The organism is Nostoc sp., from assembly GCF_036917555.1.
Taxonomy (GTDB): domain Bacteria; phylum Cyanobacteriota; class Cyanobacteriia; order Cyanobacteriales; family Nostocaceae; genus Nostoc.
Genome location: NZ_JBALDD010000043.1, coordinates 102,320 through 125,923 on the forward strand (window position 1 = coordinate 102,320; position 23,604 = coordinate 125,923).

15 protein-coding genes and 1 pseudogene are annotated in these 23,604 nt (G+C 43.4%); 4 read left to right on the forward strand and 12 right to left on the reverse strand.

The features are described from left to right. Positions 1 to 31 precede the first annotated feature (31 nt). On the reverse strand, positions 32 to 1,252 hold the full coding sequence (chlP, locus tag V7K60_RS17440) for a geranylgeranyl reductase (protein ID WP_334927104.1): 1,221 nt from the start codon (positions 1,250 to 1,252) through the stop codon (positions 32 to 34). Positions 1,253 to 1,379: 127 nt separating this feature from the next. On the opposite strand from chlP, the gene V7K60_RS17445 reads away from it, so the two are divergent. Together V7K60_RS17445 and V7K60_RS17450 are read left to right on the forward strand one after the other, a co-directional pair. Next, on the forward strand, positions 1,380 to 1,604 hold the full coding sequence (locus V7K60_RS17445) for a hypothetical protein (protein WP_334927105.1): 225 nt from the start codon (positions 1,380 to 1,382) through the stop codon (positions 1,602 to 1,604). Between the two features lie 118 nt (positions 1,605 to 1,722). Then, positions 1,723 to 2,739, forward strand: a complete 1,017-nt coding sequence (locus V7K60_RS17450; protein ID WP_334927106.1) for a sulfate/molybdate ABC transporter ATP-binding protein — start codon at positions 1,723 to 1,725, stop codon at positions 2,737 to 2,739. A gap of 132 nt (positions 2,740 to 2,871) precedes the next feature. On the opposite strand, the gene V7K60_RS17455 is transcribed toward V7K60_RS17450, so the two are convergent. Then, the gene (locus V7K60_RS17455) at positions 2,872 to 5,688 is read right to left on the reverse strand and encodes a M16 family metallopeptidase (protein WP_334927107.1); all 2,817 of its coding nucleotides are present in this window, start codon (positions 5,686 to 5,688) and stop codon (positions 2,872 to 2,874) included. Positions 5,689 to 6,057: 369 nt separating this feature from the next. On the opposite strand from V7K60_RS17455, the gene V7K60_RS17460 reads away from it, so the two are divergent. Further along, entirely contained in the window at positions 6,058 to 6,525 is a 468-nt protein-coding gene (locus tag V7K60_RS17460; RefSeq protein ID WP_334927108.1) for a hypothetical protein, read from the forward strand. Between the two features lie 266 nt (positions 6,526 to 6,791). Here the strand turns inward: V7K60_RS17460 and V7K60_RS17465 are convergent, their stop codons facing one another. Then, positions 6,792 to 7,268, reverse strand: coding sequence for a Uma2 family endonuclease (locus tag V7K60_RS17465; RefSeq protein WP_334927109.1), 477 nt, complete (start codon positions 7,266 to 7,268; stop codon positions 6,792 to 6,794). Positions 7,269 to 7,545: 277 nt separating this feature from the next. On the opposite strand from V7K60_RS17465, the gene V7K60_RS17470 reads away from it, so the two are divergent. Then, the gene (locus V7K60_RS17470; protein WP_442944419.1) at positions 7,546 to 11,511 is read left to right on the forward strand and encodes a PAS domain S-box protein; all 3,966 of its coding nucleotides are present in this window, start codon (positions 7,546 to 7,548) and stop codon (positions 11,509 to 11,511) included. Positions 11,512 to 11,539: 28 nt separating this feature from the next. Here the strand turns inward: V7K60_RS17470 and V7K60_RS17475 are convergent, their stop codons facing one another. The 9 genes and pseudogenes from V7K60_RS17475 to V7K60_RS17515 form a co-directional block, all read right to left on the reverse strand. After that, complete coding sequence (locus tag V7K60_RS17475; RefSeq protein ID WP_334927111.1) at positions 11,540 to 13,633, reverse strand: prolyl oligopeptidase family serine peptidase; 2,094 nt, start codon at positions 13,631 to 13,633, stop codon at positions 11,540 to 11,542. A gap of 601 nt (positions 13,634 to 14,234) precedes the next feature. Then, a complete protein-coding gene (locus V7K60_RS17480) occupies positions 14,235 to 15,380 on the reverse strand; it encodes an AI-2E family transporter (RefSeq protein WP_334927112.1) in 1,146 nt (381 codons plus the stop codon). A gap of 90 nt (positions 15,381 to 15,470) precedes the next feature. After that, entirely contained in the window at positions 15,471 to 15,662 is a 192-nt protein-coding gene (locus V7K60_RS17485; protein WP_334927113.1) for a hypothetical protein, read from the reverse strand. 283 nt (positions 15,663 to 15,945) lie between these two features. Next, entirely contained in the window at positions 15,946 to 16,938 is a 993-nt protein-coding gene (locus tag V7K60_RS17490; protein WP_334927114.1) for a hypothetical protein, read from the reverse strand. Between the two features lie 628 nt (positions 16,939 to 17,566). After that, positions 17,567 to 17,935, reverse strand: a pseudogene (locus tag V7K60_RS17495) (ATP-binding cassette domain-containing protein); the annotation flags it as partial. A 124-nt stretch (positions 17,936 to 18,059) separates the two neighbouring features. Further along, a complete protein-coding gene (locus V7K60_RS17500; protein ID WP_334927115.1) occupies positions 18,060 to 18,620 on the reverse strand; it encodes a Uma2 family endonuclease in 561 nt (186 codons plus the stop codon). A 103-nt stretch (positions 18,621 to 18,723) separates the two neighbouring features. Further along, a complete protein-coding gene (locus V7K60_RS17505) occupies positions 18,724 to 19,284 on the reverse strand; it encodes a Uma2 family endonuclease (protein ID WP_334927116.1) in 561 nt (186 codons plus the stop codon). A 143-nt stretch (positions 19,285 to 19,427) separates the two neighbouring features. Continuing rightward, the gene (locus V7K60_RS17510) at positions 19,428 to 22,898 is read right to left on the reverse strand and encodes a pentapeptide repeat-containing protein (protein ID WP_334927117.1); all 3,471 of its coding nucleotides are present in this window, start codon (positions 22,896 to 22,898) and stop codon (positions 19,428 to 19,430) included. Between the two features lie 364 nt (positions 22,899 to 23,262). Then, positions 23,263 to 23,574 carry a hypothetical protein gene (locus V7K60_RS17515; RefSeq protein WP_334927118.1) on the reverse strand — a complete coding sequence of 104 codons (312 nt, stop codon included), beginning with the start codon at positions 23,572 to 23,574 and terminating at the stop codon, positions 23,263 to 23,265. Positions 23,575 to 23,604: the final 30 nt, after the last annotated feature.

The window sequence follows — 23,604 nt, forward strand, 5'->3', positions numbered from 1 at the left end:
TTTGTTAGAATTCCCAATCCTTTGCACTCAATTAAGGTGCAAGGGCATTACCGCGAATTAGACTACCAATGGTTTTGGCAGTAATTTTCAGTTGGGTGATCGGATTAGCTGGGACAACCGTCTTATACAGATAGCTATCGAATGTTAGCCGTTGCACATCGAGATCATCACACATTTCTACAAAAGCTTCGCGGGTAGCATCGGAACGATAGAACACAGTTTGCAGAATGTCCAACACCTTGTAGGTGAGTCCGTATCTTTTATCCCAACGCTTCAGGTAAACCTTGAGGTCGCCTTCTGTAGGAATACGGCTACCACCGTTAGATGCTTCTACAATGGTTTCGGCACACATCCGCCCAGATTTAGCGGCAAAATAAATACCTTCACCAGAAGACTTGGTAACGTAACCAGCAGCATCTCCCACCAAAGCGATGCGACCGACAACACGACGGGGACGGGGATGTTCAGGAATGGGGTGGGCTTCGACTTTGATGATTTTACCGCCTGCAAGCTTTTCAGAAGCACGAGCACGGATACCAGCTTGTAACTGTTTGATGCTGGCTTTATTGATTTGCATTGTACCAGTACCGACAGCTACGTGGTCATATTTGGGGAAAACCCAAGCGTAGAAATCGGTAGAAACGTCATCACCAACATACATTTCGGCCAGGTCGTTGTAGTAGGCCATTTTGTCTTCGGGTAAGCGAATTCGCTCTTGGAAAGCGATCGCATAATTGTAATCTCCAGCGTCCATTTCTTTGGCAATACGGGAATTAGCCCCATCTGCCCCAATAATTAGATCCACTTTCAGAGTTTTGGCAATACCCTGTGATATCCCATCTGTGTGGTCAATGTAATGAATGGTATAGGGATCGGTATTGTTTCCTGGTATATCGAGTTTATGAACAGTGGCATTAATTAAATTTGCGCCTAATTTTGCCGCGCGATCGCGCAAAAAGCCATCCAGCACTTCCCGGCGGCACATTCCTATATATTCGTCTTCATTTATCAGATTGATATCAACCTCACGATTGGAAGGCGAAATCATTTTCATCTTCCGTACCCGGCGATCAATAATCTCTGGTGGTAAGTCAAATTCACTCACCATACATAGAGGAATTGCTCCCCCACAAGGCTTTGCATTGTCTAGCTTCCGCTCAAACAGGTAGGTTTCAATCCCAGAGGCTGCCAGTGTTTCTGCGGCAGATGAACCAGCAGGGCCTGACCCAATAACAGCAACCCGTAGTGTCAAAGGTCTTTCTCCCAATCTTCACATTTACCGAGAGCATACTACCACGGTCTTTTGGGTGATTTGGCGCTTTTCCTCCAGGTTTCTGCACAAATGCAATATTCCTTAATGTTTCGATACGAAAAGCGAGATGGAGAATTTGGTTAATGGAAAATTTATTCCCGAAATCAATAAAGCTATCCTCATCGTCACCACTGGTAAACACGCTGGCGATGGCTCTATCACTGGACTTAACCGTGCAATCACCCTTAGCCTTGAACTGGACTCCATTGAATCTTTTCTAACTGCGATCGCTAGTGGTGACGTAAAATTTACAGGTATAATTTTTTTAACCCAACCTAATTACTACCCTTAGTATTAATCGTTGTGTGGTAGCTAAATCTTGTTCATCCATAAATAACGATGTATGGTATATATAAGACACAGTAATCCTACCAAGGATCTGTAGATTTAGTTGCAGAGGTATAGCAGCAGTGGGCATAGTAGTTGAGAACGTCTCCAAACAATTCGGGAGTTTCAAGGCAGTTGATCAGGTCAGCCTGGAAATTAAGAGTGGTTCGCTAGTTGCATTGCTCGGGCCATCGGGATCGGGTAAATCTACGCTATTACGGTTAATTTCAGGTTTAGAAATGCCAGATAGCGGCAAAATCCTGCTTACCGGTAAAGACGCTACATACCAAAGTGTGCAACAACGAAATATTGGCTTTGTGTTTCAGCACTATGCCCTATTTAAGCATCTGACTGTTAGGCAGAATATTGCCTTTGGCTTAGAAATTCGTAAGGCACAGCCAAAGAGAATTAAGGGGCGGGTAGAACAGTTACTCGAATTGGTGCAATTGAGTGGACTAGGCGATCGCTATCCATCACAACTTTCTGGTGGTCAAAGACAACGGGTAGCTTTAGCCAGGGCATTGGCAGTAGAACCGGAAGTTTTATTGCTAGATGAACCCTTTGGCGCACTTGATGCTAAAGTCCGCAAAGATTTACGGGCATGGTTACGCCGCCTCCATGATGAGGTTCATGTTACCACGGTTTTTGTTACTCACGACCAAGAAGAAGCAATGGAAGTCTCCGATAAGGTTGTGGTGATGAATAAAGGACGTGTGGAACAGGTGGGGACACCAGCCGAAATTTACGATAATCCTGCGACGGCATTTGTAATGAGCTTCATCGGGCCAGTGAATGTATTACCCAGCACCTCAAAGATTTTTCAAAGCAGTGGGTTTGATGCACCATACCCACAAGTCTTTTTGCGTCCGCAAGATGTGATTTTGGAAAAGGTTGCCAACGGTGCTACTACTGCTGCCACAGTGAGCCGATTGATACATTTGGGTTGGGAAATTCAGGTAGAATTAACTTTTGATGACGGGCAAGTGGTGATGGCGCATTTAACACGCGATCGCTTTAATGATTTAGAGTTAGAACCGAAACAGCGAGTCTATGTGAAGCCAAAGGATGCAAAGTCCTTTCCAGTGTCTTATTCAATTTGAAGGAGGCAGGAGTTGATATTAGCCATCTTAAATCATCCATGAACAATGAGATTCCCGACTTTTTAGAGAAGTCGGGAATCTTGTTATTGCGATTTTTACCAATCAGATAGGATTGCTATGTGTCTGAAATAATTAGCTACCCTTGGTTACACCATCTCCAGGCCCGGCGGTGACAATCACCAGATTTTCTGGCTTAATTAAATCTTCAATTGCCTGCTGCATATCAGTCATAGTAACTGCTTGAATCCGCTGGGGAAACTCTCGGATTTCTGACCGTGAAAGCCCCAAGACAGCATTATCCAAAATGATACTTGATACACTACTGGGATTAGCTAAATCCACGGGGTAGCTATTAGTAATTGAGCGTTTTGCGGTGTTGAATTCAGCCTCAGTTACTCCTTGCTCACGCAGCTGTTTGAGTAAAGCGAGAGTACTGGCGATCGCTTTTTGAGCATCAAGAGGAGCAGTCTGCATTTGAATCAAGAACGGGCCAGGATTTATCCCAGCGGCAAAACCACTGTATATACCATAGGTTAGACCTTGGCGATCGCGCACTTCCGTACCCAGGCGGCTGGCTAAGGTATCACCACCCAAAATTTGATTTAGCACCAGTGCCGCATAATAACGTGGGTCTTTCCGAGAGATGCCATTGTAGCCGATATATGTCACAGCCTCAGCTTTACCGGGAATTACTTTGTTTAGTTGTGTCAAAGTTTGCGGAAATGGTACGGTTTGGATTTTGAGAACAGGTGGCTTACCTGTGGCTTGCCATTTACCAAACACCTCATTTAGCAAAGCTTTTACTTTAACTCGATCGAAGTCTCCCACTAAAGCGATCGTTGTGGTATCCGGTCGGTAATGTGTCTGGTAGAAACCAAGCAAATCATTACGAGTAATGGTCTTTAGACTCTCGGCTGTGGGAAAGCTGTGGAATGGATGATTTTCAGGGTAAATTGCCTGCTGGAATACTTGCCTTCCCAAACCTCTAGGGTCATCTAGCTGGACTTTCAGCCCTGTCAGTGCCCTTTGGCGACTCAGTTCTAACTGATCGGCTGGGAAAGTGGCGTTTTCTAACACATCTGCTAGAGTTTGAATCAATATTGGCAGATTTGCTGAAAGTCCCTCACCACTAACGTTAGTTCCCTCACGGCTAGCACTGAAGCTCAAATCGGCTCCCAGGTCTTCTAAGGTTTTTGCTAGGGTCAGAGCATTTTTAGTCTGCGTCCCATTCATTAAGTTATTTGCAGTTAGATTCGCTAACCCAGCTTTTTGATTGCCATCAAATTCAGCACCAGCGTCAATTTGTCCGCTCAGGTTAATCGTGGGAAGGTTGCGATCGCTTAACAACAAAACCTTCAAACCATTCTTTAAGGTAAACTCTTCTGGTAGTGATTGTTTATTAGAATCTGTCTCTGATGTAGCAGGTGGCAAATATTTTGCCAGTTCTGCTGGATCTACAGGTTTACCAGGGCTGAAATTTTCCACCGTGCGACTAGAACCAGCGTTAGAAGTTCCTGGTTTACCATCTGGTTGAGTCGGCTCAAAGAAGCCGATGGTTTCTTGAGCCGGATTGAGGTAAGTTTTCGCTGCTTTCTGGACTTGAGCAGGGGTAACTTTAGCGATCGCAGCCAGATACTTTTCAATAAAATGATAATCTCCTGCGATCGTTTGGTTATATCCCAGTTGATTAGCCTGACTAGTGATATCTTGGTTTCCCAAAATATAAGAAGCTTGCAGTTGTGTCTTCGCCCGGTTCAATTCTTCTGAGGTGACAGGCTCCTGTTGCAATTTTGCGAAAGATTCCTGGAGTACCTGGGCAATTTTACCCAACTCTTGACCGGGAGCCGCCGTAGCATTAATTTCATACCAACCCGGTTCGATCAGTTCAGCAGCACCGCCACTCACTGAACTCGCCAGTCCAGATTCCACCAAAGCCTGATAAAGCCGAGAGCTACGCCCACCTGTGAGAATAGCGTCCATCAAATCAATTGCCGGAACATCAGGATGTTTGATATCTGGCAGAGGATACACTGCTTGCAATAATGCTGCACTTCCAGGTTGCTTGAGGACTATCGGCGCTTTTTTCGCAACAGGGGTAGATGAAGAAGCGTCGGCAACGGAAGAAGATGCCGAGGAATTATCAATTGCTCTGCTGGCATTATGGAGTGGCGTATTCTTTTTTGCTCGTTGCGATAACTTACCAAAAGTTTCTTGGACAACTTTGAGTGCAGGTTTTGTGGCAAAATCTCCGGTAATCACCAACGTGGCATTTTCTGGGCTGTAGTAGGTTTGGTAATAATTCCGTACCTGCTCCACCGTGAATTTTTCTACATCGGCTTTTGTGCCTCCCACCGATAAACCATAGGCTCGATTGGGGAAAGCAGCTCGCATCACTGTCTTACTCAGGCGATAACCTGGTGAATTTTCGTACCCCTGTAACTCGGAGATCACCACCCGCTTTTCACTGGTGAGTTGTTCAGTCCCAACTAAGGAGTTTTCCATGCGATCGGCTTCCAGTGTCAGCAGTGCTTCCAATTTGTCTCGCTGCACTGTGCCAAAGTAAGCTGTTTCGTCATAACTAGTAAAAGCATTAAACTGGCTACCCAAAGCACTAAACAACCGTCCAAACTGTACTGGACGGTCATTTGTGCCTTTGAACATCAAATGTTCTAGCTGGTGAGAAATACCATTCTCTCCCTTAACCTCGTTGCGTGAGCCAACTTTATACCAAACTTGCACACTCACGACTGGAGCGGTATGGACTTCTTTGGTTAGTACCGTTAAACCGTTGTCTAATACCGTTTTTTGCACTCCTTGGGTGAATGAGACAGCAGAGACAGGTGTGACTGCTGTTGGTGTTGCAGCATTAGTGAAATTGCCAGGCATTGGCACGATAGTTAAAAGCAGGCTGAAGAAAAATCCTAGAAGCATGTACGATCGCCGTTTCATAAGCAATACAAAATTTCCAATTTAAAAATAAAACCCCAAAGGGTATTTCAAAATCTAAATCTAACTCAAGTTGCTAGTAGACTGTGGCGGAAGTTTGCCCACCTTTGACAAGTCGCTCAAGCAATTTGTTTGGTTAATTAAGATGGTGATCTGGATTTTTGTCGTTAAATCTACTGAGGTTAATCAGATTTACAGATAAAATTTTGACGTAATCTCAGAAATTATTCTAAGTAAGTATATTAACAACCTTTACAATGTGTTCCATTTGACACGATTTTCGGAATATCATTTTTTAAAATTGGTTTTAGACGTATTGTCATCCCATATAAAGCAGTTATCTCTATCAAACTAGCAATAACTTTTTGAGATATGCAAACAAGAAACTTAATTGGATCGTTTACATTAGGTATGCTGTTAACAGCAATACCTGTATTATCAGCTAATGCCTCAGAAGTAGTACCAAACTTATACCAGTTTCAAGGTAAGAATGTCAGCATTAGTTACTCAACGACAAGCTTTATTGGCAAGCCCCTTTTTACTTATAAAGATAAGCAACAGACATTAAACTTTCAAGGTACAGAGCAGATCCGTAGTGTAGAAACAGAGATTGGTACACTAGTAACTGTAACTATCCGTAAAACAGTAGATACTGGCAATACCGTGTTTACCTTGATCTTACCCCGTGTAAACCTTGGAAAAAGCAACTCAGCCGCAGTGGAAACTAAGGGAATCACAACCACAAACCTCTTTTCTGTGATTCCTAAATTCAACCAGGGGCAAAGACAAACTTATACCACAATCCATTTGACTGGTACAGCCCAAGCTGTTGCGTTTTAACTACACAAGAAGGATAAAGATATTAAACTTTTTGCTTAGATGGAGCAAAGCATTAAGGGTGAAAGTAAATAATTGTTTACCTTCACCCTTTGCCAAGGTTAATATCGTGTCATTTATGAAATAGATAATAATTTAAATCAAGTAACGATTATTTTAATTCAGCATCAAAGTAAAATTTATAAATAATTTTAAGATATCTTTTAAAAAGAGGTAATTTAGGCGATGCCTACGGCGGTAAACTACGCTCTCTGCCCTATTCTCTAGAATTACCGTTTAATTTGTTTAGGAAACTTAGGAACTAACAAAGATTGTCCTAATTCACCTTGCTCATTATAGAATTTAATTTGACCTTGTTCATTACATAACCATACTTCAATAGCTTGAGCTTCTAAATATAAACTTCTTTTAAATTCCATTTCTTCCAAAGTGTTACCAGTTGATTTGACTTCTATACAAATTTCTGGTGCAATAGACGCTGATACTTCCTCTTCAATTTGAGAAAATCGTTCTTCTGAACACCAGACAACATCAGCAACTTTCACACCGTCTGATGTGTTGATAGCACATTCTGGCATTACTTCTCCTGTGTTCAATAAAGATTCCAATAAACGTTGGATTCTTCCTTGATAAAAAGAATGTTTAATTTTGACTGGACTCATGACGATTTGACCCCATTTATTTAATTCAATTTTGAAGGGTAAATCTTGTAATTGTTTGTGTTCACAAACTTCTTCCCATCTCATAGTTAATATTTGCCTGGAGTGATTGATTGAATTTTAACTCATCTATCAATATTAAGACTCACCCTCTGATTGCAGATAAGAGAGTGGAAGCAAATCCAGTCGTACTATTCTATGGGCAGAATACAATAAATGGTATCAATATCTGGTTACACTCATTGCTATGGAACACGAAGCCTTAACAATCTGTTTTCCGCCTGACTTGCTTGCAAAAGCCAGGAACCTGATGGAAGGCAGTGAATCATTTAATGATTTAATAGTTAAGGGTTTAGAACGGGAGATGCGACACCGCCGGGGATGGGCTGCTGATCGCACAAAGGCTGAAAACCTCTTTGTTAATGGCGGCGAGATCGGTGCATTGTTGAGATCGCACGATTGGTCGCAAACGCCGTTAGGAGCCGTCGAAACCTGGTCGGACAGCCTAAAAACGGCTGTGCAGATCCTGTTGACAGAACTAGATCGAGTCCAGCCGCTAGAATCCGAGCTGCTGCCGATTAGCACATCAACAGATACCTTGCCTCAAGCTGCCCAAGCCGATGCGTTTCCAGTCAAGCTTACCAATGCACTACGCCCGCTGACTGATGCTAATGAAATTCAGGCGATCGCTGCCCTTGTTCTGGGCGAATCTCTAGGCGCAAGCCGCGTTATTTACATCGAAGTGTTACCGGACGGCAAGGAGGTCATCGTTCATAAAAACTACACAAACGGCGTTGCCGAACTGAGCGGACTGTACCATCTCGAAGACTTTGGGCGCAACCTAACGGACGACCATCGAGCGGGGCAAACGGCGATCGTTCCCGATGTGGCAAACTACCCTAAATACACAGCCAGCCAGAAGGTAATGTATCAAACGATTGATATTGCCGCACATATTGATGTGCCGTTGATCAAGAACGATCAATTTGTCGCGTTGCTGGCGGTGCATCAAGCAAACCCTCGTCCGTGGACGGAAGACGAGGTGAAACGAGTCAAGGAAACAGCAGAGCAGACGTGGGCAGCCGTCGAGCGTGCCCGTGCTGAAGCAGCATTACGCGAGAGCCGCACCGAACTCGAAGGGCAATTGCGGAAGTTCGATGCGCTCGTCGCTGCAATTCCCGATTTTATTTACACCTTTGATTTGGCGGGACGGTTCACGTATGTCAGCCCGGCGTTGCTCAATCTTTGGCAGAAAACTTCGGATGAAGCTTTGGGAAAGAACTTTTTTGAGCTGGATTATCCAACGGATTTAGCGACTCGACTTCAGCAACAGATTCAACAGGCGATCGCCACACGCCAGCCGCTCAAGGATGAAACGCCCTATACTAGCGCAATCGGCACAGGCACCTATGAATACATTTTTGTGCCACTTTTCGGCATAAACAGCGCAGTAGATGCAGTGGCAGGCGTGACGCGAGACATCACCGAGCGCAGACAGGTAGAGCAAGCCTTGCGCCAAAGCGAGGAGCAGACTCGAAATATTCTGGAGAGCATCGCTGAAGCCTTTTTTGCACTGGATGAGAACTGGCAGTTTACTTATATAAATCCATCTGCCGAAACACTACTCGATCGCACTCCAGGCGATTTAGTTGGCAAGAATTTGTGGTCAGAGTATCCAGGACTGATTGGCAATGAATTGGCCCAGGTTTACTGGAGCACCATGCGCGATCGTGTGGCTGCGTCAATGACCGCGTTTTACCCTGAACACGATCGCTGGTATGAGGTTCGCACCTACCCCGCCCCAAATGGGATCGCCGTTTATTTCAGAAATGTGACCGAGCAGATTCAAACTGCCGCAACCCTGCGTCAATCCGAAGAACGCTACCGGACGCTGTTTGAGTCGATCGACGAAGGTTTCTCTATTATTGAAGTGCTATTTGACGAAAATGATACGCCCCTCGACTACCGCTTCTTAGAGATCAATCCCACCTTTGAGCAACAAACGGGACTTCGACAAGCAGTCGGGAAAACGGCGCGTCAGTTAGTTCCAGATTTAGAAGACCATTGGATTCAGATTTACGGTCAAGTTGCTCTAACGGGTGAACCTGCTCGCTTTGAAAATGGCTCTGCTGCAATGAACCGATGGTTCGATGTCTATGCCTGTCGCATGGGTGAAGCCCAAGCACGAAAAGTTGCCATTGTCTTCAAGGATATCAGCGAACAGCAAGCTGCGCTACGCGAACGCAAACGGGCAGAAGAAATTTCGCGGCGAGCCGCCGAATTTAATGCTTTCCGCGTCTCTCTCACCGACGCGCTCCGCCCACTTGCCGACCCAGTAAAGATTCAGGCTACAGCCAGCCGTGTGCTGGGTGAATATCTTGGCGCGAACCGTGTATTGTACTTCGAGGTTCGCGGCGCTGATTACGTCGTTGAGCGTGATTATGTTAATGGAGTCGCAGCACTCGCCGGCAACTACCCAATTGATTCCTTCGGCCCCAAGCTGCTCGCAGCCTACCGCACTGGTTGCGCCGTGTCCGTCTTTGATGTGGAAGCCGATCCCAACCTCTCCCCGGAACAGCGAGCAGCCTACGCTGCAATTGAGATCGGTGCTTACATCGGCATACCCCTGATCAAGAGGGGCGAATTTGTAGCGGGGCTGGCAGTTAACACATCCGAGGCGCGAGCTTGGACACCAGACGAGGTGTCCTTGGCGGAAGAAGTAGCCGATCGCACTTGGGCGGCAGTGGAACGCGCCCGCACCGAAGCAGCTCTGCGCGACAGCGAAAACCGCTTCCGCATGGCGATCGAAGCTGCTCAATTAGGCACCTGGGACTGGAATCTGATCACCAACCAATTGATTTGGGATGAGGGTTGCAAAGCCATGTTTGGCTTACCACTAGAAGCCGAGAGCAGCATTGAGGTCTTTTATGCCGGACTGCACCCCGACGATCACGAACGACTAGAACAGGTGCTGCAATGGACTTTCAACCCAAAAAGCAACGGCAAGTATGACGTAGAATATCGCACGATCGGGATTCAGGATGGGATTGAACGGTGGATTGCAGCCAGAGGACAAGCTTACTTTGATGCTGCCAACAATCCCCAACGCTTTATCGGCACTGTACTCAATATCACTGAGCAAAAACGCATTCAGGCAGAACGAGAACAACTCCTTGCCAGTGAGCAAGCCGCAAGAGAAGCAGCCGATCGCGCCAACCGTATCAAAGATGAGTTTTTGGCAGTGCTGTCCCATGAATTGCGATCGCCTCTCAACCCAATCTTGGGCTGGACGCGCTTACTACAAAACGGCAAACTGAGCGAAGCCCGTAGAGTCGAAGCCTTAAAAACAATCGAGCGCAATGCCAATTTACAGACGCAACTAATCGAAGACTTGCTCGACATCTCGCGCATCATGCAGGGCAAACTAAGCTTAACAGCGGCTCCGGTCAGTTTGACCTTTGTGATTTCTGCTGCCGTTGAAACGGTGCGTCTGGCAGCAGAAGCAAAAAATATTGTGATCGCTCTCGATCTTGATTCTAAGATCGCTCCGATTTCTGGCGATGTAGCCCGCTTGCAGCAAGTAGTGTGGAATTTGCTTACCAATGGAGTTAAGTTTACACCCCACGGCGGACAAGTAAGCGTTGAACTGCGGCAACTCGACGGGCTTGCTCAGATTCGGGTAATCGATACTGGTAAGGGCATCAATCCACAGTTTTTGCCCTATGTATTTGAGTATTTTCGCCAAGAAGACGGCTCAACCACACGCAAATTTGGCGGGTTGGGATTGGGGCTAGCGATCGTGCGACAAATTGTAGAAATGCACGGGGGCACGGTGACAGCAGAAAGTCAGGGTGAGAATCAAGGCGCAACCTTCATCATCCAATTGCCCCTGATGCAGCAGGCAACATCGATCGCATCCGAGCCAATCCACACACAAATAGAAGCAGAAGTGCCTTTAGACGGCGTTCAAATTTTGCTGGTGGATGATCAGCCAGATACCCGCGAGTTTCAGGCATTTGTCCTGGAACTAAGCGGGGCAAATGTGACAGCCGTCGCTTCTGGCTTAGAAGCTTTGCAAGCTTTAGAGCAGTTCACTCCTGATGTGCTAGTGAGTGATATCGGTATGCCTGAAATGGACGGCTATATGCTGATGCAGCAGATTCGCTCTCGCCCACCGAATCAAGGAGGAAACATTCGGGCGATCGCATTAACCGCTTATGCCGCAGAAATTGACCAACAAAGAGCACTTCAGGTAGGATTTCAAACTCATATTACAAAACCTGTAGAGCCAGAGAAGTTAGTGAGGGCGATAGTTAGTTTAGTCTCGTAGGGTAGGCAATGCCCACCCGACAAAGTTGCTAAAATTTCACATCTAAAGCACGTACCAAAAAAGCCCATTTGTCTGCGGCTTCTTCGATAATTTTAGCTGTAGGTTTACCTGCGCCATGTCCTGCTTTAGTCTCAATTCTAATTAGCGTTGGCGCATCACCTGCGTGAGCCTCTTGTAAAGCAGCAGCAAATTTGAAACTATGAGCAGGGACAACGCGATCGTCATGATCGGCTGTGGTAATTAAGGTTGCTGGGTAAGCTGTATCTGGTGTGATGTTATGTAATGGCGAATAAGCATACAGCGCTGGAAACTCTTCTAGATTATCTGCTGAACCATATTCGGAAGTCCAAGCCCAACCGATGGTAAATTTATGGAACCGCAACATATCCATAACACCGACTGCTGGTAAAGCTGCACCAAACAAATCTGGACGTTGCGTTATACAAGCACCCACTAATAAACCGCCGTTACTACCACCTGCGATCGCTAGCTTCTCAGTCTTAGTATACTTGTTAGCAATCAACCACTCAGCAGCCCCAATAAAGTCATCAAAGACATTCTGTTTTTTATCCTTCATTCCTGCTTGATGCCATTCTTCGCCGTATTCTCCACCGCCGCGGATATTAGGCATAGCATAGATACCACCCATCTCCATCCATACCAACAAACTCACAGAAAAGCCAGGTGTCATTGAAGCATTAAAACCACCATAAGCATAGAGATAAGTAGGGTTATTTCCATCTAATTTAATGCCCTTTTTGTGCGTAATAAACATTGGTACTCTAGTACCATCTTGGCTATGATAAAAGACTTGTTTTGTCTCGTACTCATCAGGATTAAAATCTACCTGTGGTTGACGGAAAACCTCACTTTTTCCTGTCACCATGTCGTAACGATAAATAGTACCTGCTATGGTAAAGCTGGTAAAGCTATAAAAAGTTTCAGTATCATAATGCTTGCCTCCAAAGCCTCCGGCTGAACCGAGTCCGGGTAGTTCTACCTCTCGAATAAATCCACCTTTGAGGTCAAAAATTTTGATTTGACTGTGAGCGTCTTTGAGGTAATCAGCAACGAACTGATTATTAAGTATACCGACACTTTCCAAAGTTTCTGCTGATTGGGGAATAATTTCTTGCCAATTTTCTGGTGCAGGGTTTTTCGTGTCAATCGCAATCACTCTTCCTCTTGGTGCATTTAAATCTGTGCGAAAATAAAAAACGCTATCATCATTGTCTATAAAGCTGTAATCTGCCTCAAATTGGTTAATTAGTTCTACAACTTCCGCATTAGGGTTAGTTATATCTTTGAAGAAAACCAAATTTTTAGAATCAGTACCTAGCCAAATTGAAATTATTAAATAGCGTCCATCTTCAGTAACGCCACCACTAAAACCCCATTCTTTTTGGTCAGGACGATGATAAATTAGTACATCTTCTGATTGAGGTTTACCTAGTTGATGATAGCAGAGCTTTTGATAATAATTGACATCTTCTAATCGAGTTTTTTCATTTGGCTCATCGTAACGGCTGTAGAAAAAACCTTGATGATCGTGTGTCCAAGATGCACCAGAAAATTTAATCCACTTCAGGTGGTCTTGGAGGTCTTCACCAGTTTCAACATCGCGTACTTTCCACTCTTGCCAATCAGAACCAGAGGAGGATAGACCATAAGCTAAAAGTTTACCATCCTCGCTAATCGACAATCCCGAAAGAGCAACAGTGCCATCTTCTGAGAGTTTATTGGGATCGAGTAAAACTTTGGGTTGGTCATCGAGGGTTTTCAAGGTGTAAAGGACACTTTGATTTTGCAGTCCGTCATTTTTGAAATAAAAGTAGCGTTCGGTGGAACCGTCTCGCAGAAATTCACCTTCTTTAAAAGGAATACCGTATTTTTCATAATCCCAAAGTTTGGTAAGGCGCTGTTTAATTTTTTCCCTAGCAGGAATTTCACTCAGGTAGCCAAAAGTAATTTGATTTTGTGCCTCAATCCAAGTTCTTGTTTCTTGGGAGTCAGGATCTTCTAACCAACGGTAAGGATCTGCAACTAAAGTACCGTGGTAGTTATCGACTTGATTCCTCTTGGGTGTGGATGGGTAGGTGAGGGATTTTTCAGACGAAGGCATAATTTCAGGTTAAAAGTACTATTTTACATATTACAAAGATATACCCAATATTTGGAGTATATACTAAGCTAATGTGCGCCCACCTTCGGAGCATTGATCGTCTTTTTATTGCTCATTATTCTTGATTCCTAACGATATTGATTGGGATTGATATTACAAAACGCGATCGCTCCACTATTAGATGCCTTCGTATAACAGCTGTGCCCCATCATTTCCTCGGTTCAATAATGGCGATCGCTTCTAAGTCTACAAAAGGCAAGTCAGGCATTAGAATATTTTATTGTTCAAGTGAACAATATTCATCTCAACCAATTGCAACAAACTAGTGATACGTAATCAGAGAAGACTGAATCAGCTTCATCTAATGAGTCAAACAAATCAGAAGCAGAGGTAACAAACCAGAACAAACAATAGCTGATTAGCTAATTGTGTCCATGCTCGTGGTTATTCTTTCAAATAGGATTTATTCAGACTGACTCAAAAATATGAGATTCCCAACTTTTTTAATAAGTTGGGAATCTTATTGTTTTTTCACTCCAGCACTCATTATCCCAATCGCTTCAAAATTTGCAAGACTTCATATAACTCTGAGTGACTAATCTTATTTTTTCAAGATATCATCATCAATTGATGGATTCTCATTTATATCTGGATTTTCTGCCGTCCAATTATCATCTGTTCCAGGAGATTCAGAAACTATCACAAACTCAGTCTCTTTTCTATTGTTATTCCCCCATTCATCCAAAACATCTTTAATTAACACTTCTTGCAACCAAATTTTAGCGACAACAGTTAGAGGTAGCGCTAGAAATAACCCTAAAAAGCCAAAGAAAGTCACGAAAAATAGCTGGGCAATTAAGGTTATGGCTGGCAGCAATGATACTTGATGCGCCATAACAACGGGCGTGATGAAATTACTCTCAACTTGTTGAATAATAAAGTAGAGAATCAAGACAGCGATCGCTTTCCAAGGTTCATCCAAGAAGGCGATCGCCATTGCTGGGATTACACTCAATGTTGGTCCCAGATTGGGAATCAAGTTAAAAAATCCCGCTAAAACCGCTAAAGCAAGTGCTGCCTTGACATGCAAAATTGATAAGCCAATCAGACTCATCAGACCGACTACACAGATGGCAATGGAAGCGCCTGTAATCCATCCCTCCAAAGAGACTTCACATTTATCTAAAATCCCATCTACCCGCCGCCGATAAAATGAGGGGAAAAGCCGCACAAATACTTTGCGATAAGCTATGGGGTCGGCTAACATCATTCCTGTTAAAACCAACACTAGCAAAATCTTGAGGACGACTTCTAAAGAACCAGATACAAAAGCAAAGGAGTTTCCCAATAGCCGATTGGCGAAGGGCTGTACTTGTTGGATGAGACTATTGATATCTGGGATATAAGGAACTAACTGGTCAGGAATACGAGTTCTCAGGGCATCAAGCCAACTATTAAAGCGTCCAAACCCTTTAGGAACTTGATAGGTTAGTTCTTGAAACTGCTGGGCAAATGGCGGCACAATTAGCCAGAAAAAACCCACGACACCTGCGAAAAAGATAGCTACTGCTAGGAGGACGGCGAATCCACGCCTCATCCCAAATCTTTGAAAGCGTTTCGCTAGGCGATTTAAGGTGGTGGCTAACACAACTGCGGCAAACATGAGCAAAAGCACTTCCCGAATTTGCCACAGGATGTATAAACAAAGAAGTATGGCGATTAAGCCGATCCATTGACCGAGGTTCACAGGCTAACTCCCAACGGTTGGCGAGATGCAATTTTCTTGTAATTAAGCTAGGTTAGCTGATTTTAGGAACTTGTGCGTAAAACTCTTGAGTTAATTTTGTTTTTGTGCTTGAAATCGCCACAGTAGAGCGATCGCTACGATCGCAATCGGCAACAATATTATAATCAGCGCGTTGGTTGCTGTCGCCGGAATTGAGAGACTTGGCCCTGCATACTTAATCAATACCGATAACAAAGCCGAGAGCAAAAGCAGTTTTAGAATTAATCCTAGTTGATTTTCCATAAAAGTACGGCAATACAGATTTTTGTGGTACATACAAATTTGCGCTGTACCGTGTAGTTTCTAGAATAAACCCACAGATACAATCCTTGTAGTTTTCACAAAAATATAATTTCTAGTACCTGTCAGAAGTGAAAGATGTGAGGTGTGATCGCTATTGCACTTTGTTAGTGCTGTCTGAACACAGACAGCACATTATACACTATTAAAGCTATACAGAAAGTAACCAAAGCAGCCTTTGAGTAATTTAAATTAAGCACAAAGTAATGCAGAGTTTTACCAAACTTTATTTGCTCCGAACTGGCTCAATTCTATATTTAGCTTTAATCAACTCAGGCAATTCTATCAAAAAATTTTTCACTCTAGCTTGAATATATTTAGAATTTTTAGGTACACGTTTAGCTATATACCTTAAGAAAGCAATCTGATAGCCAAACTTATATTTAATTGCAGAAAATATATTAGACTTAACCTGGTTAGCTGAACCTTTATCTAGGTTTTTTAACTTTGATACTTCACGATGATATACGGGATGTTCTCCCCAAACGCAGGCAAAGTGTACAAGAGCAGGAGACACTACCTGATTGTATTTTTTAAAAGTAGATTGACCTGTAATCGCATCTATATTAAAAGAACCACGAAGACCGATAGGTGTTCGCATCATCTGACCATGATCTTCAAACATACTTTGATTGTGTAACATCATAGCTAGACCAAAAATACGTTCATCATTAGGGCCATCACCACGAAATTCACTAATACCTAGCTTTTTCCAGTCCCTTGCCAATTCTAGTGCTGTTTCAAAAAATGCCTTAGCAGTATCGTTTTTTTCAAAATAATAGAGACCTCCATTAAATCTAGGTAATTTTGTGAGATTAAATCGTTTGAGTGTATCATCTACATCAATGAACTTATCTTTATCGCCTGCTTGAAGATATACATTACCTGCCACACTAAAACTTCTGCCTTTAAAATCATCAAAAATAAAGTTAATATCCCTCACTGCTATGCAATCACTATCAATAGAAAGTGTATATTTGAATGGAGAATAATTATATATATGAAGCTTTTGTTTTACGTTAGAACCGTATTCATATTTAATATTTATAACGTAATCATAAAGTTCTAGTAAATCTTGATCATTTTCATTATCAGTAACAATAGCACGCGGAATAGTTGGTGAATGAAGACGTAGAGAACGTGCTAATGACTTTGCCATTTCGAGATAATAAGATGCTCCGTAAGCATAGGTAATAATGCCACGTTGTGAAATCAACATGTTTTTTTATTAATTAACAGTATTTAAGCTTTAGTTGTCTAGCTGAATTCTAACTTACACGCCAAAGGATAGATATCTAATAATATTAACTAAGCTTAAATTCTCTATAAAGTGTCCGTAAAGTCTAGTCTAGATTTTATTTATATCTGTTTAAACAGACCTAGTTAGTTGCCTTTATAAAAATGAATATATACAGCAATAAACAACCAATAAACAACACAGATATCAGATTTTATATTCATCTAACCCTAAAATTAAATGTAGAAAATAGATTTCTATTACATTTATTAACTTGATATTGAAATCATTGTCAGAAACTAGCGCGATCGCTGGTAGTATACTTAGTGTTAGTCTGGCTTTGCTAGTAAACACAAAGCAGTAGGGTGCGTTACGGTATTAACCCTAATGCACCCTTTAGTTGAGACAATTGTTACTATCTTGAAAATATTCTTTGCTAATTGTGTCAGTAGGGAAATAATAGTTTTTTTCAACAACTACGGTATTATGGTTGTGGGCTAAAACTGCACAACTTTAAATTGCTCTTGGTATAATAAATAACTTTGCGATTAAAGTTTACATATATATTTTGAAACTTCCACAGTTGTAAGCACCCGGCGACTAAAAATCGCTAAAGAATCTGTCTTAACATGAGTTGGGCAAATAACCCTGGTTGATTTGCCAAATCAGTGAAACTACCTTGCTGTACTACCTTGCCAGCTTGGAGTACGTAAATTCAATCAGCGTTTTGGATGGTACTAAGGCGATGAGCGATTCTCTTTCAGAGAGGCTTCGCCAACGCAATTCTCGTCACTTTTAACTGCTTTAAGCTTTGACTGACAATTGCCTGGGTTCTATTATCTAAGGCACTAGTCGCTTCATCAAATAGCAAAATCCTGGGTTTGAACGCCAACGCCCTCGCAATCAACAGCCGTTGTCGTTGTCCGCCAGAGAGATTACTACCTCCTTGACTCACCACTGTATGGATTTGCATTGCCAAGCTTCATCCATCGTCAGAGACTTTGAATTTTTCCCTGACTGCAACGATAAGGGGGTTAGGTTTTTCGTGGGTCTTTCCAGATGACCTGAAAAGTCAGAATCCAGCAACTTTACAGAACGCTTTTTTACGTCAAACTCAACCAGCCAAAAACTTGTTCAACAGTCAGTTCCAATTCGATACCCTCAAGAATGGGTAATTTATCAGTACCTTCGTATAATTCCACTCGCTGTCCAGGAAAAATCCCCAGCACGCTTTCGTCTTCTGGGTTGATTAACCAGCCAAGTTCAGTACCATTGCGTGAACAATGCAATAATTTACTCAATACTTTTTTTAACCTTTGCTCTGGGGAAAGAATTTCAATTGCCCAGTCGGGATGAATTTCAAAGCGATTAGCAATTCTGCCAGATGGAGTTTTAGGAATTCTATCCCAGCGAAACACAGAGACATCAGGAACGATCGCAGCGCCACCAAAAGTACAGCGCAGTTCGGGCAAAGCCAAAGCAATTTTTTGCCTTTCGATTATCTGATTGATGACATGATAAGATTCGCTCCGCAGTAGGCTATGTTCACCTTGGGGCATGGGTTTTTGAATGATTTCCCCGTTGATAAAGTCTGATGCTGGCTCCGTTTCCGGCAGTTTCAGGAACTCGTCTAAAGTTAGTTGGGGTTTACTGGCAATAGCCATAGTGAGTGAAATAGAGGGGATGATTTAATTATGTGCGTTAGCGATCGCCTACTCTTAAAGCTTGCTACGCCTAGCCTTCTTCGTTTTTGACAGGTGCTAGAAATTATATTTTTGGGAAACCTACAAGGCGATGAACTTGGACGGATACATCACCAAAGGCTAGGGGGACAATAGTACCTGTGGTTAATGTCAGTTCTGTTGTGTATTGCCCATTTGTTAAGTCTCGAAATACTAGCAACTGAGAATTTTTGAGATTGACAACCCAATATTCAGCGATGCCTGCTTCTGCATAGATGTCTTTTTTATCACCTAAGTCTTTGCTCAAGGTGGACTGAGAAAATTCGATAATCCAGAAAATCTCTTCAGGGTAGGGATGGTGTTCTAAGTAAACCTCGCCTAAAGGTTTGACAATAGCAATATCGGGGACGGGTTCTGAGTCGTTGAGTAGGGTGATGGGTTTGGCATCGCGGATTTTTGCGCGTTCACCTAGCAGTGTGCAAAGATAATCGGCTGCTTCGGTATTGTAGTAGGCATGGGGTTCTCGTTCTGGGGGCATAACTATGAGGTCGCCGCGCAATAGTTCAATGGGTTGGTCATCAAAGATCCCTGCTTCTATTGCTCGGTGATAACGTTCAATTGTCCATTTATAGGTAGTTACCGTCATAGCCGCCTTTTTTCTACCGCTTCGACAATAGCTATTAGCTACGCAAGTAGGGGAGCCAGTGCGTTGGGCGAGTTCCCCGACTTGTAGCAACTGGCGTTATGTTATCGCTTTAGCGTAACGCACCATCGACAATTCAGGGTGTGTTAACCTTCAGCCGACCCCAGTATCTCCAATTCCTCTGGCGTGAGGGGATTATTTCCTGACTTCAGTGCTTCTATCCACTGTAGCCGTCGCTGTTTTACATCTTCTAAGTAATCAAGTGCCCCACTGTCTACAGCAGCCTGAAAGTCTTCTAATGCCCCTGCCAAATCGCCAGTCAAAACTCTAGCAAGCCCTCGACTGTCTTGATAGCTTTTATTGTCAGGGTCTAGAGTAACTGCTTTTTCACCAAAGTGGAGAACAGCTTTAGCATAGCCGTGTAAACAGCCAACCCAGCAAATGCTATTTTGAAATCCAGCAAAGTTACTCAAACTAGGGTCAAATATTTGGGCTTGCTTGAAAGCTTCTTGTGCTTCTTTAATTTTGCCTTCTCTCACCCAACTGATGCCCTGACTCAAAGCAACTGCAGCCGCAAAAGCTGGTTTGTTCGCCAAGCCTGGATATACACTTACTGCTTCATGCAGTCCTTTGGCATTAAGCCATTTTGTACCACTGTTCCATAAAATTATTGTAAGGTTGGCACGGCTGAGGTTGGCACGGCTGAGGTTGACACCACTGAGGTTAGCCCGGCTGAGGTCGGCATCACTGAGGTTGGCATCGCTGAGGTTGGCACGGCTGAGGTTAGCACGGCTGAGGTTGGCACCACTGAGGTTGGCACGGCTGAGGTCGGCATCGCTGAGGTTGGTATCGCTGAGGTTGGCACCGCTGAGGTTGGCACCGTTGAGGATAGCCTCACTGAAGTCAGCACCGTTAAGGATGGCACGGCTGAGGTTGGCACCGCTGAGGTTGGCACGGCTGAGATCAGCACCTCTGAGGTAGGCAAGGGTAAGGTTAGCAAGGGTAAGATTGGTACGGCTGAGATAGGCAAGGGTGAGGTATGCATTGCTGAAATCGATACCTCTGAGGTCGGCACTGTTGAGGTCAGCATAGCTGAGGTCGGCACCCTTGAAGTTAGTACCCCTGATAAATAGCCCTAAATTGTCCCTAAAGGCAGAGACACCAAGGCAATGGCTATAGCCTATAATACGGAGCGAGCGTTGTGAGTCAAATTGATCACTATCTAATTGACCGCAGGGGTGAAACGTGATTTTGTCTTTTAATTGATCTTTTGTTTGAGCGTAACGATGCAACTTTAAAAGCACAATCATCACATTCAGCCCTGTACACACATCTACTTGACGTAATCCCAACTGAATTTCTCGCTCTGGCAATTGCTCCCTCAATTGTTTTTTCTTCATCTGAGGCAGGTTTACATCGTCTGCATCAATAAATTCGCCATCGCACCAACGGAAGTAAAAATACTCCAATCTTTTGAACAGTTTGCACAAGCGTTCAACGTCGTGAAATTCTGAACTCTCAGTCAACAACCCCATCAAATATTCCACGATCGCAGGCGTTAAATTCCCATAACCTAATAAATCGTAAATCTGCTTATCCATTGCGACTGTGGAAACCAAGTCTTCTTCGCGCTGACGCTTGCTTACCTTCGTTGTCCAATCTTCAAAGCTTTCTAGTAACCGTTCCGCGAATAAAAACTCGCTAAAACTCTTATGCACAAACTCCACAGAGCCACCTTTATCGCCTGAAGCGGGTTTGATATAAAATGCCGTCAACAGGTTATTGAGTAGCTTATCTTGTTGATTTTTTTGGGAGGCATTCTCCTGTCTGGCTTGCTGAATTAACTTTGCAGCTGGGTTGTTGCTATCTTTGAGCCGTGCTTCTAACATCGTCACTCTGGCTGATTCATTCCCAGACTGCACCACACACAAAGCGGCTTCCGTGAGAAATTGCCGTAAATCCTCACTCTCTAATCCAGTCAAGCGGGAGTTATCATTCTGATTTTCACTGTCACGCTGTTTTTCTAGTACCCACTTTATTGATTCGTCATAGATGCGGATTTTTGCCTTAATAGCGTCTGCGCCTGCAAACATTTGGATGTTGAGACGGTTGTCTCGGTGCATTCGCGCCAGTAAATAGAGTAGTAAAGGTTCTCGCGCCAGGTTGTTTTTGACTTCATCAGGACAAGCCTGCAAAAATTCTTCAAACTCACTCTTGTTAACTTGAGCTGCAACTGACCATTTTTCTAGCCATTTTTGCCGAAGTGAGTCATCCATTGGCTGAAGTTCGACGCGCTTCAAGCTTTTGGTTTGTGAAAGCAGGCGCTCAATTCCTTGCAGCGCTAGGGGACGACCGGTAATCAAAAACTGATGACGGCAAAAGGGGTCTTTTTGAAACTGTTCCACCTGTTCTAAAAATTCCTTTAAGCCGCCGCTGGCTCGTCCTTCTAGCAACAACTCGTCAAACCCATCCAGTAAAAACAAAAAGCGAGTATTCTTATCGGTCAGCCAGCCGGAATCACTGGTGACAAAATCAAGGTGTTGTAAATAGTTCTCTAGGGTATCAGTTAAGTTATCTTTTAGTACCCGCAAATCTCGCAACCGAATCAGAATTGGGGTAAAATTCGGATGTAATTCGCGCTGTACCCAATCGGCAAACATCCGACAAAAAACACTCTTCCCACGTCCGGCTTCACCCTGAATAAACAAAACTTGTTTGTGTTTCGTGTCTGGGTCATTCAATATTGCCTTAACCCACGCTTCCAGTTCCAGACTTGCATTGTTTTTGACATCCAGTTCTTTGACTTGCAAAGGTACATACAAATCTCGAAAGGTAATATGGGTTTCATCAAAAATTTTTTCTTCTGGCTTTGGTTTAATTACCTGTTCTAAATAATCTTCAATATTCAGATTTTTCTCTAGCTTTTCTTTTCCTCCAGCGCTGTACCATTTCCAAAGTTTGTCCGCTTTCTCTCCGACTTCTACCAATGCGTCTTGCATATATTCATCGGTATGACGCGCCACCCGTTCAGTAAAGGTTTTTGCTTCTGCCTGCGTTAATCCGGCTTCTTGCAAGCGTTGCTGTAAAATCTGATTAAATGATTCTGCTAGTTGAGATTCGTGAAAATAGAGAATAGCTTTTTTCACTTCCCGCTCATCAAATTCTTGCTCACCCAATTTCTGAATCTGCAAAGCTAAAGTCTTAGAAGCTTCACGGTTTTGATCAATTTTCTTGAGTAATTCCGAATCTTGTTTGAGAATGTCCTGAAAGCTATCTATATAGGCAGCTTGACTAACGAGTACCACACAGTTTTCTAAACTTGGCTCTTTGTGAGTTGCATCAATAATGAACTTTAAGATGGTAATAGCGACAGGTGCAAAAGGAATCACTTCCTTGGTAATTTGACCGAGAGGAGAATTAAATACATCTAATAGCGACGAAATCTGTTCTACATAAGGTTTGAAGTTTTGAACATTGGGTTTTTGCTCCTTAATTGCTTTTGCCAAATCAAGCACGGCTTTAGCAGCTTCGGCTCCTGTCTTTGTTACCTCTACGCCTTGTCCCCAGTTCAAATCTTGAATGTTTCGCAAAAAGTTCCAGAGCTTCGTCATCGCCATAGACTATTCTCCAACAGCATCAATTTGGTAAAAATGCACCTGTTTAGCGCTTTTCGTTTGTATGCAATAGACTTTGACCTCTCTCCAAACCTCTCTCCTAAAAGGAGAGAGGCTTTGAATCTAACTCCCCTTCCCTTATAGGGAAGGAGTTGGGGGTTAGGTCTATATTGCACTTAGCTGAGAACCGCTATATTACTTAACTCATAGTCAACCAGCTAAAAACTTGTTTAATTGTCAGTTCTAACTCGGTATCAGTGAGTGTAGGCAACTGATAAGCTATTGTATATAATTTCACTCGCTACTTATGAAACGCTGTTAGCACAGTTTTAAGTTTTCCACAGAAGCGTAAAAGCGCAGAGAGTTTTTAAAGTTTGTTGTCCACGAGTATCAAAGACTCGTTAATGGAGTTCAAAGGTGGATTCATCCAGTTCAAATACTCGTCAACGGAGTTCAAAGGTGGATTCATCCAGTTCAAACACTCGTCAACGGAGTTCAAAGGTGGATTCATCCAGTTCAAACACTCGTTAACGGAGTTCAAAGGTGGATTCATCCAGTTCAAACACTCGTTAACGGAGTTCAGAGGTGGATTCATCCAGTTCAAATACTCGTTAACGGAGTTCAGAGGTGGATTCATCCAGTTCAAACACTCGTTAACGGAGTTCAGAGCTTCATCCACGAATCTCAAAAACTCAGCAATTAATTACGA

Excerpts from the sequence above, each read along its gene's own strand:
- V7K60_RS17445 (WP_334927105.1), top strand. The coding sequence starts at position 1,380 with ATGGAGAATTTGGTTAATGGAAAATTTATTCCCGAAATCAATAAAGCT.
- V7K60_RS17455 (WP_334927107.1), bottom strand. The coding sequence starts at position 5,688 with ATGAAACGGCGATCGTACATGCTTCTAGGATTTTTCTTCAGCCTGCTT.
- V7K60_RS17460 (WP_334927108.1), top strand. The coding sequence starts at position 6,058 with ATGCAAACAAGAAACTTAATTGGATCGTTTACATTAGGTATGCTGTTA.
- V7K60_RS17465 (WP_334927109.1), bottom strand. The coding sequence starts at position 7,268 with ATGAGATGGGAAGAAGTTTGTGAACACAAACAATTACAAGATTTACCC.
- V7K60_RS17470 (WP_442944419.1), top strand. The coding sequence starts at position 7,546 with ATGCGACACCGCCGGGGATGGGCTGCTGATCGCACAAAGGCTGAAAAC.
- V7K60_RS17475 (WP_334927111.1), bottom strand. The coding sequence starts at position 13,633 with ATGCCTTCGTCTGAAAAATCCCTCACCTACCCATCCACACCCAAGAGG.
- V7K60_RS17485 (WP_334927113.1), bottom strand. The coding sequence starts at position 15,662 with ATGGAAAATCAACTAGGATTAATTCTAAAACTGCTTTTGCTCTCGGCT.
- V7K60_RS17490 (WP_334927114.1), bottom strand. The coding sequence starts at position 16,938 with ATGTTGATTTCACAACGTGGCATTATTACCTATGCTTACGGAGCATCT.
- V7K60_RS17500 (WP_334927115.1), bottom strand. The coding sequence starts at position 18,620 with ATGGCTATTGCCAGTAAACCCCAACTAACTTTAGACGAGTTCCTGAAA.
- V7K60_RS17505 (WP_334927116.1), bottom strand. The coding sequence starts at position 19,284 with ATGACGGTAACTACCTATAAATGGACAATTGAACGTTATCACCGAGCA.
- V7K60_RS17510 (WP_334927117.1), bottom strand. The coding sequence starts at position 22,898 with ATGGCGATGACGAAGCTCTGGAACTTTTTGCGAAACATTCAAGATTTG.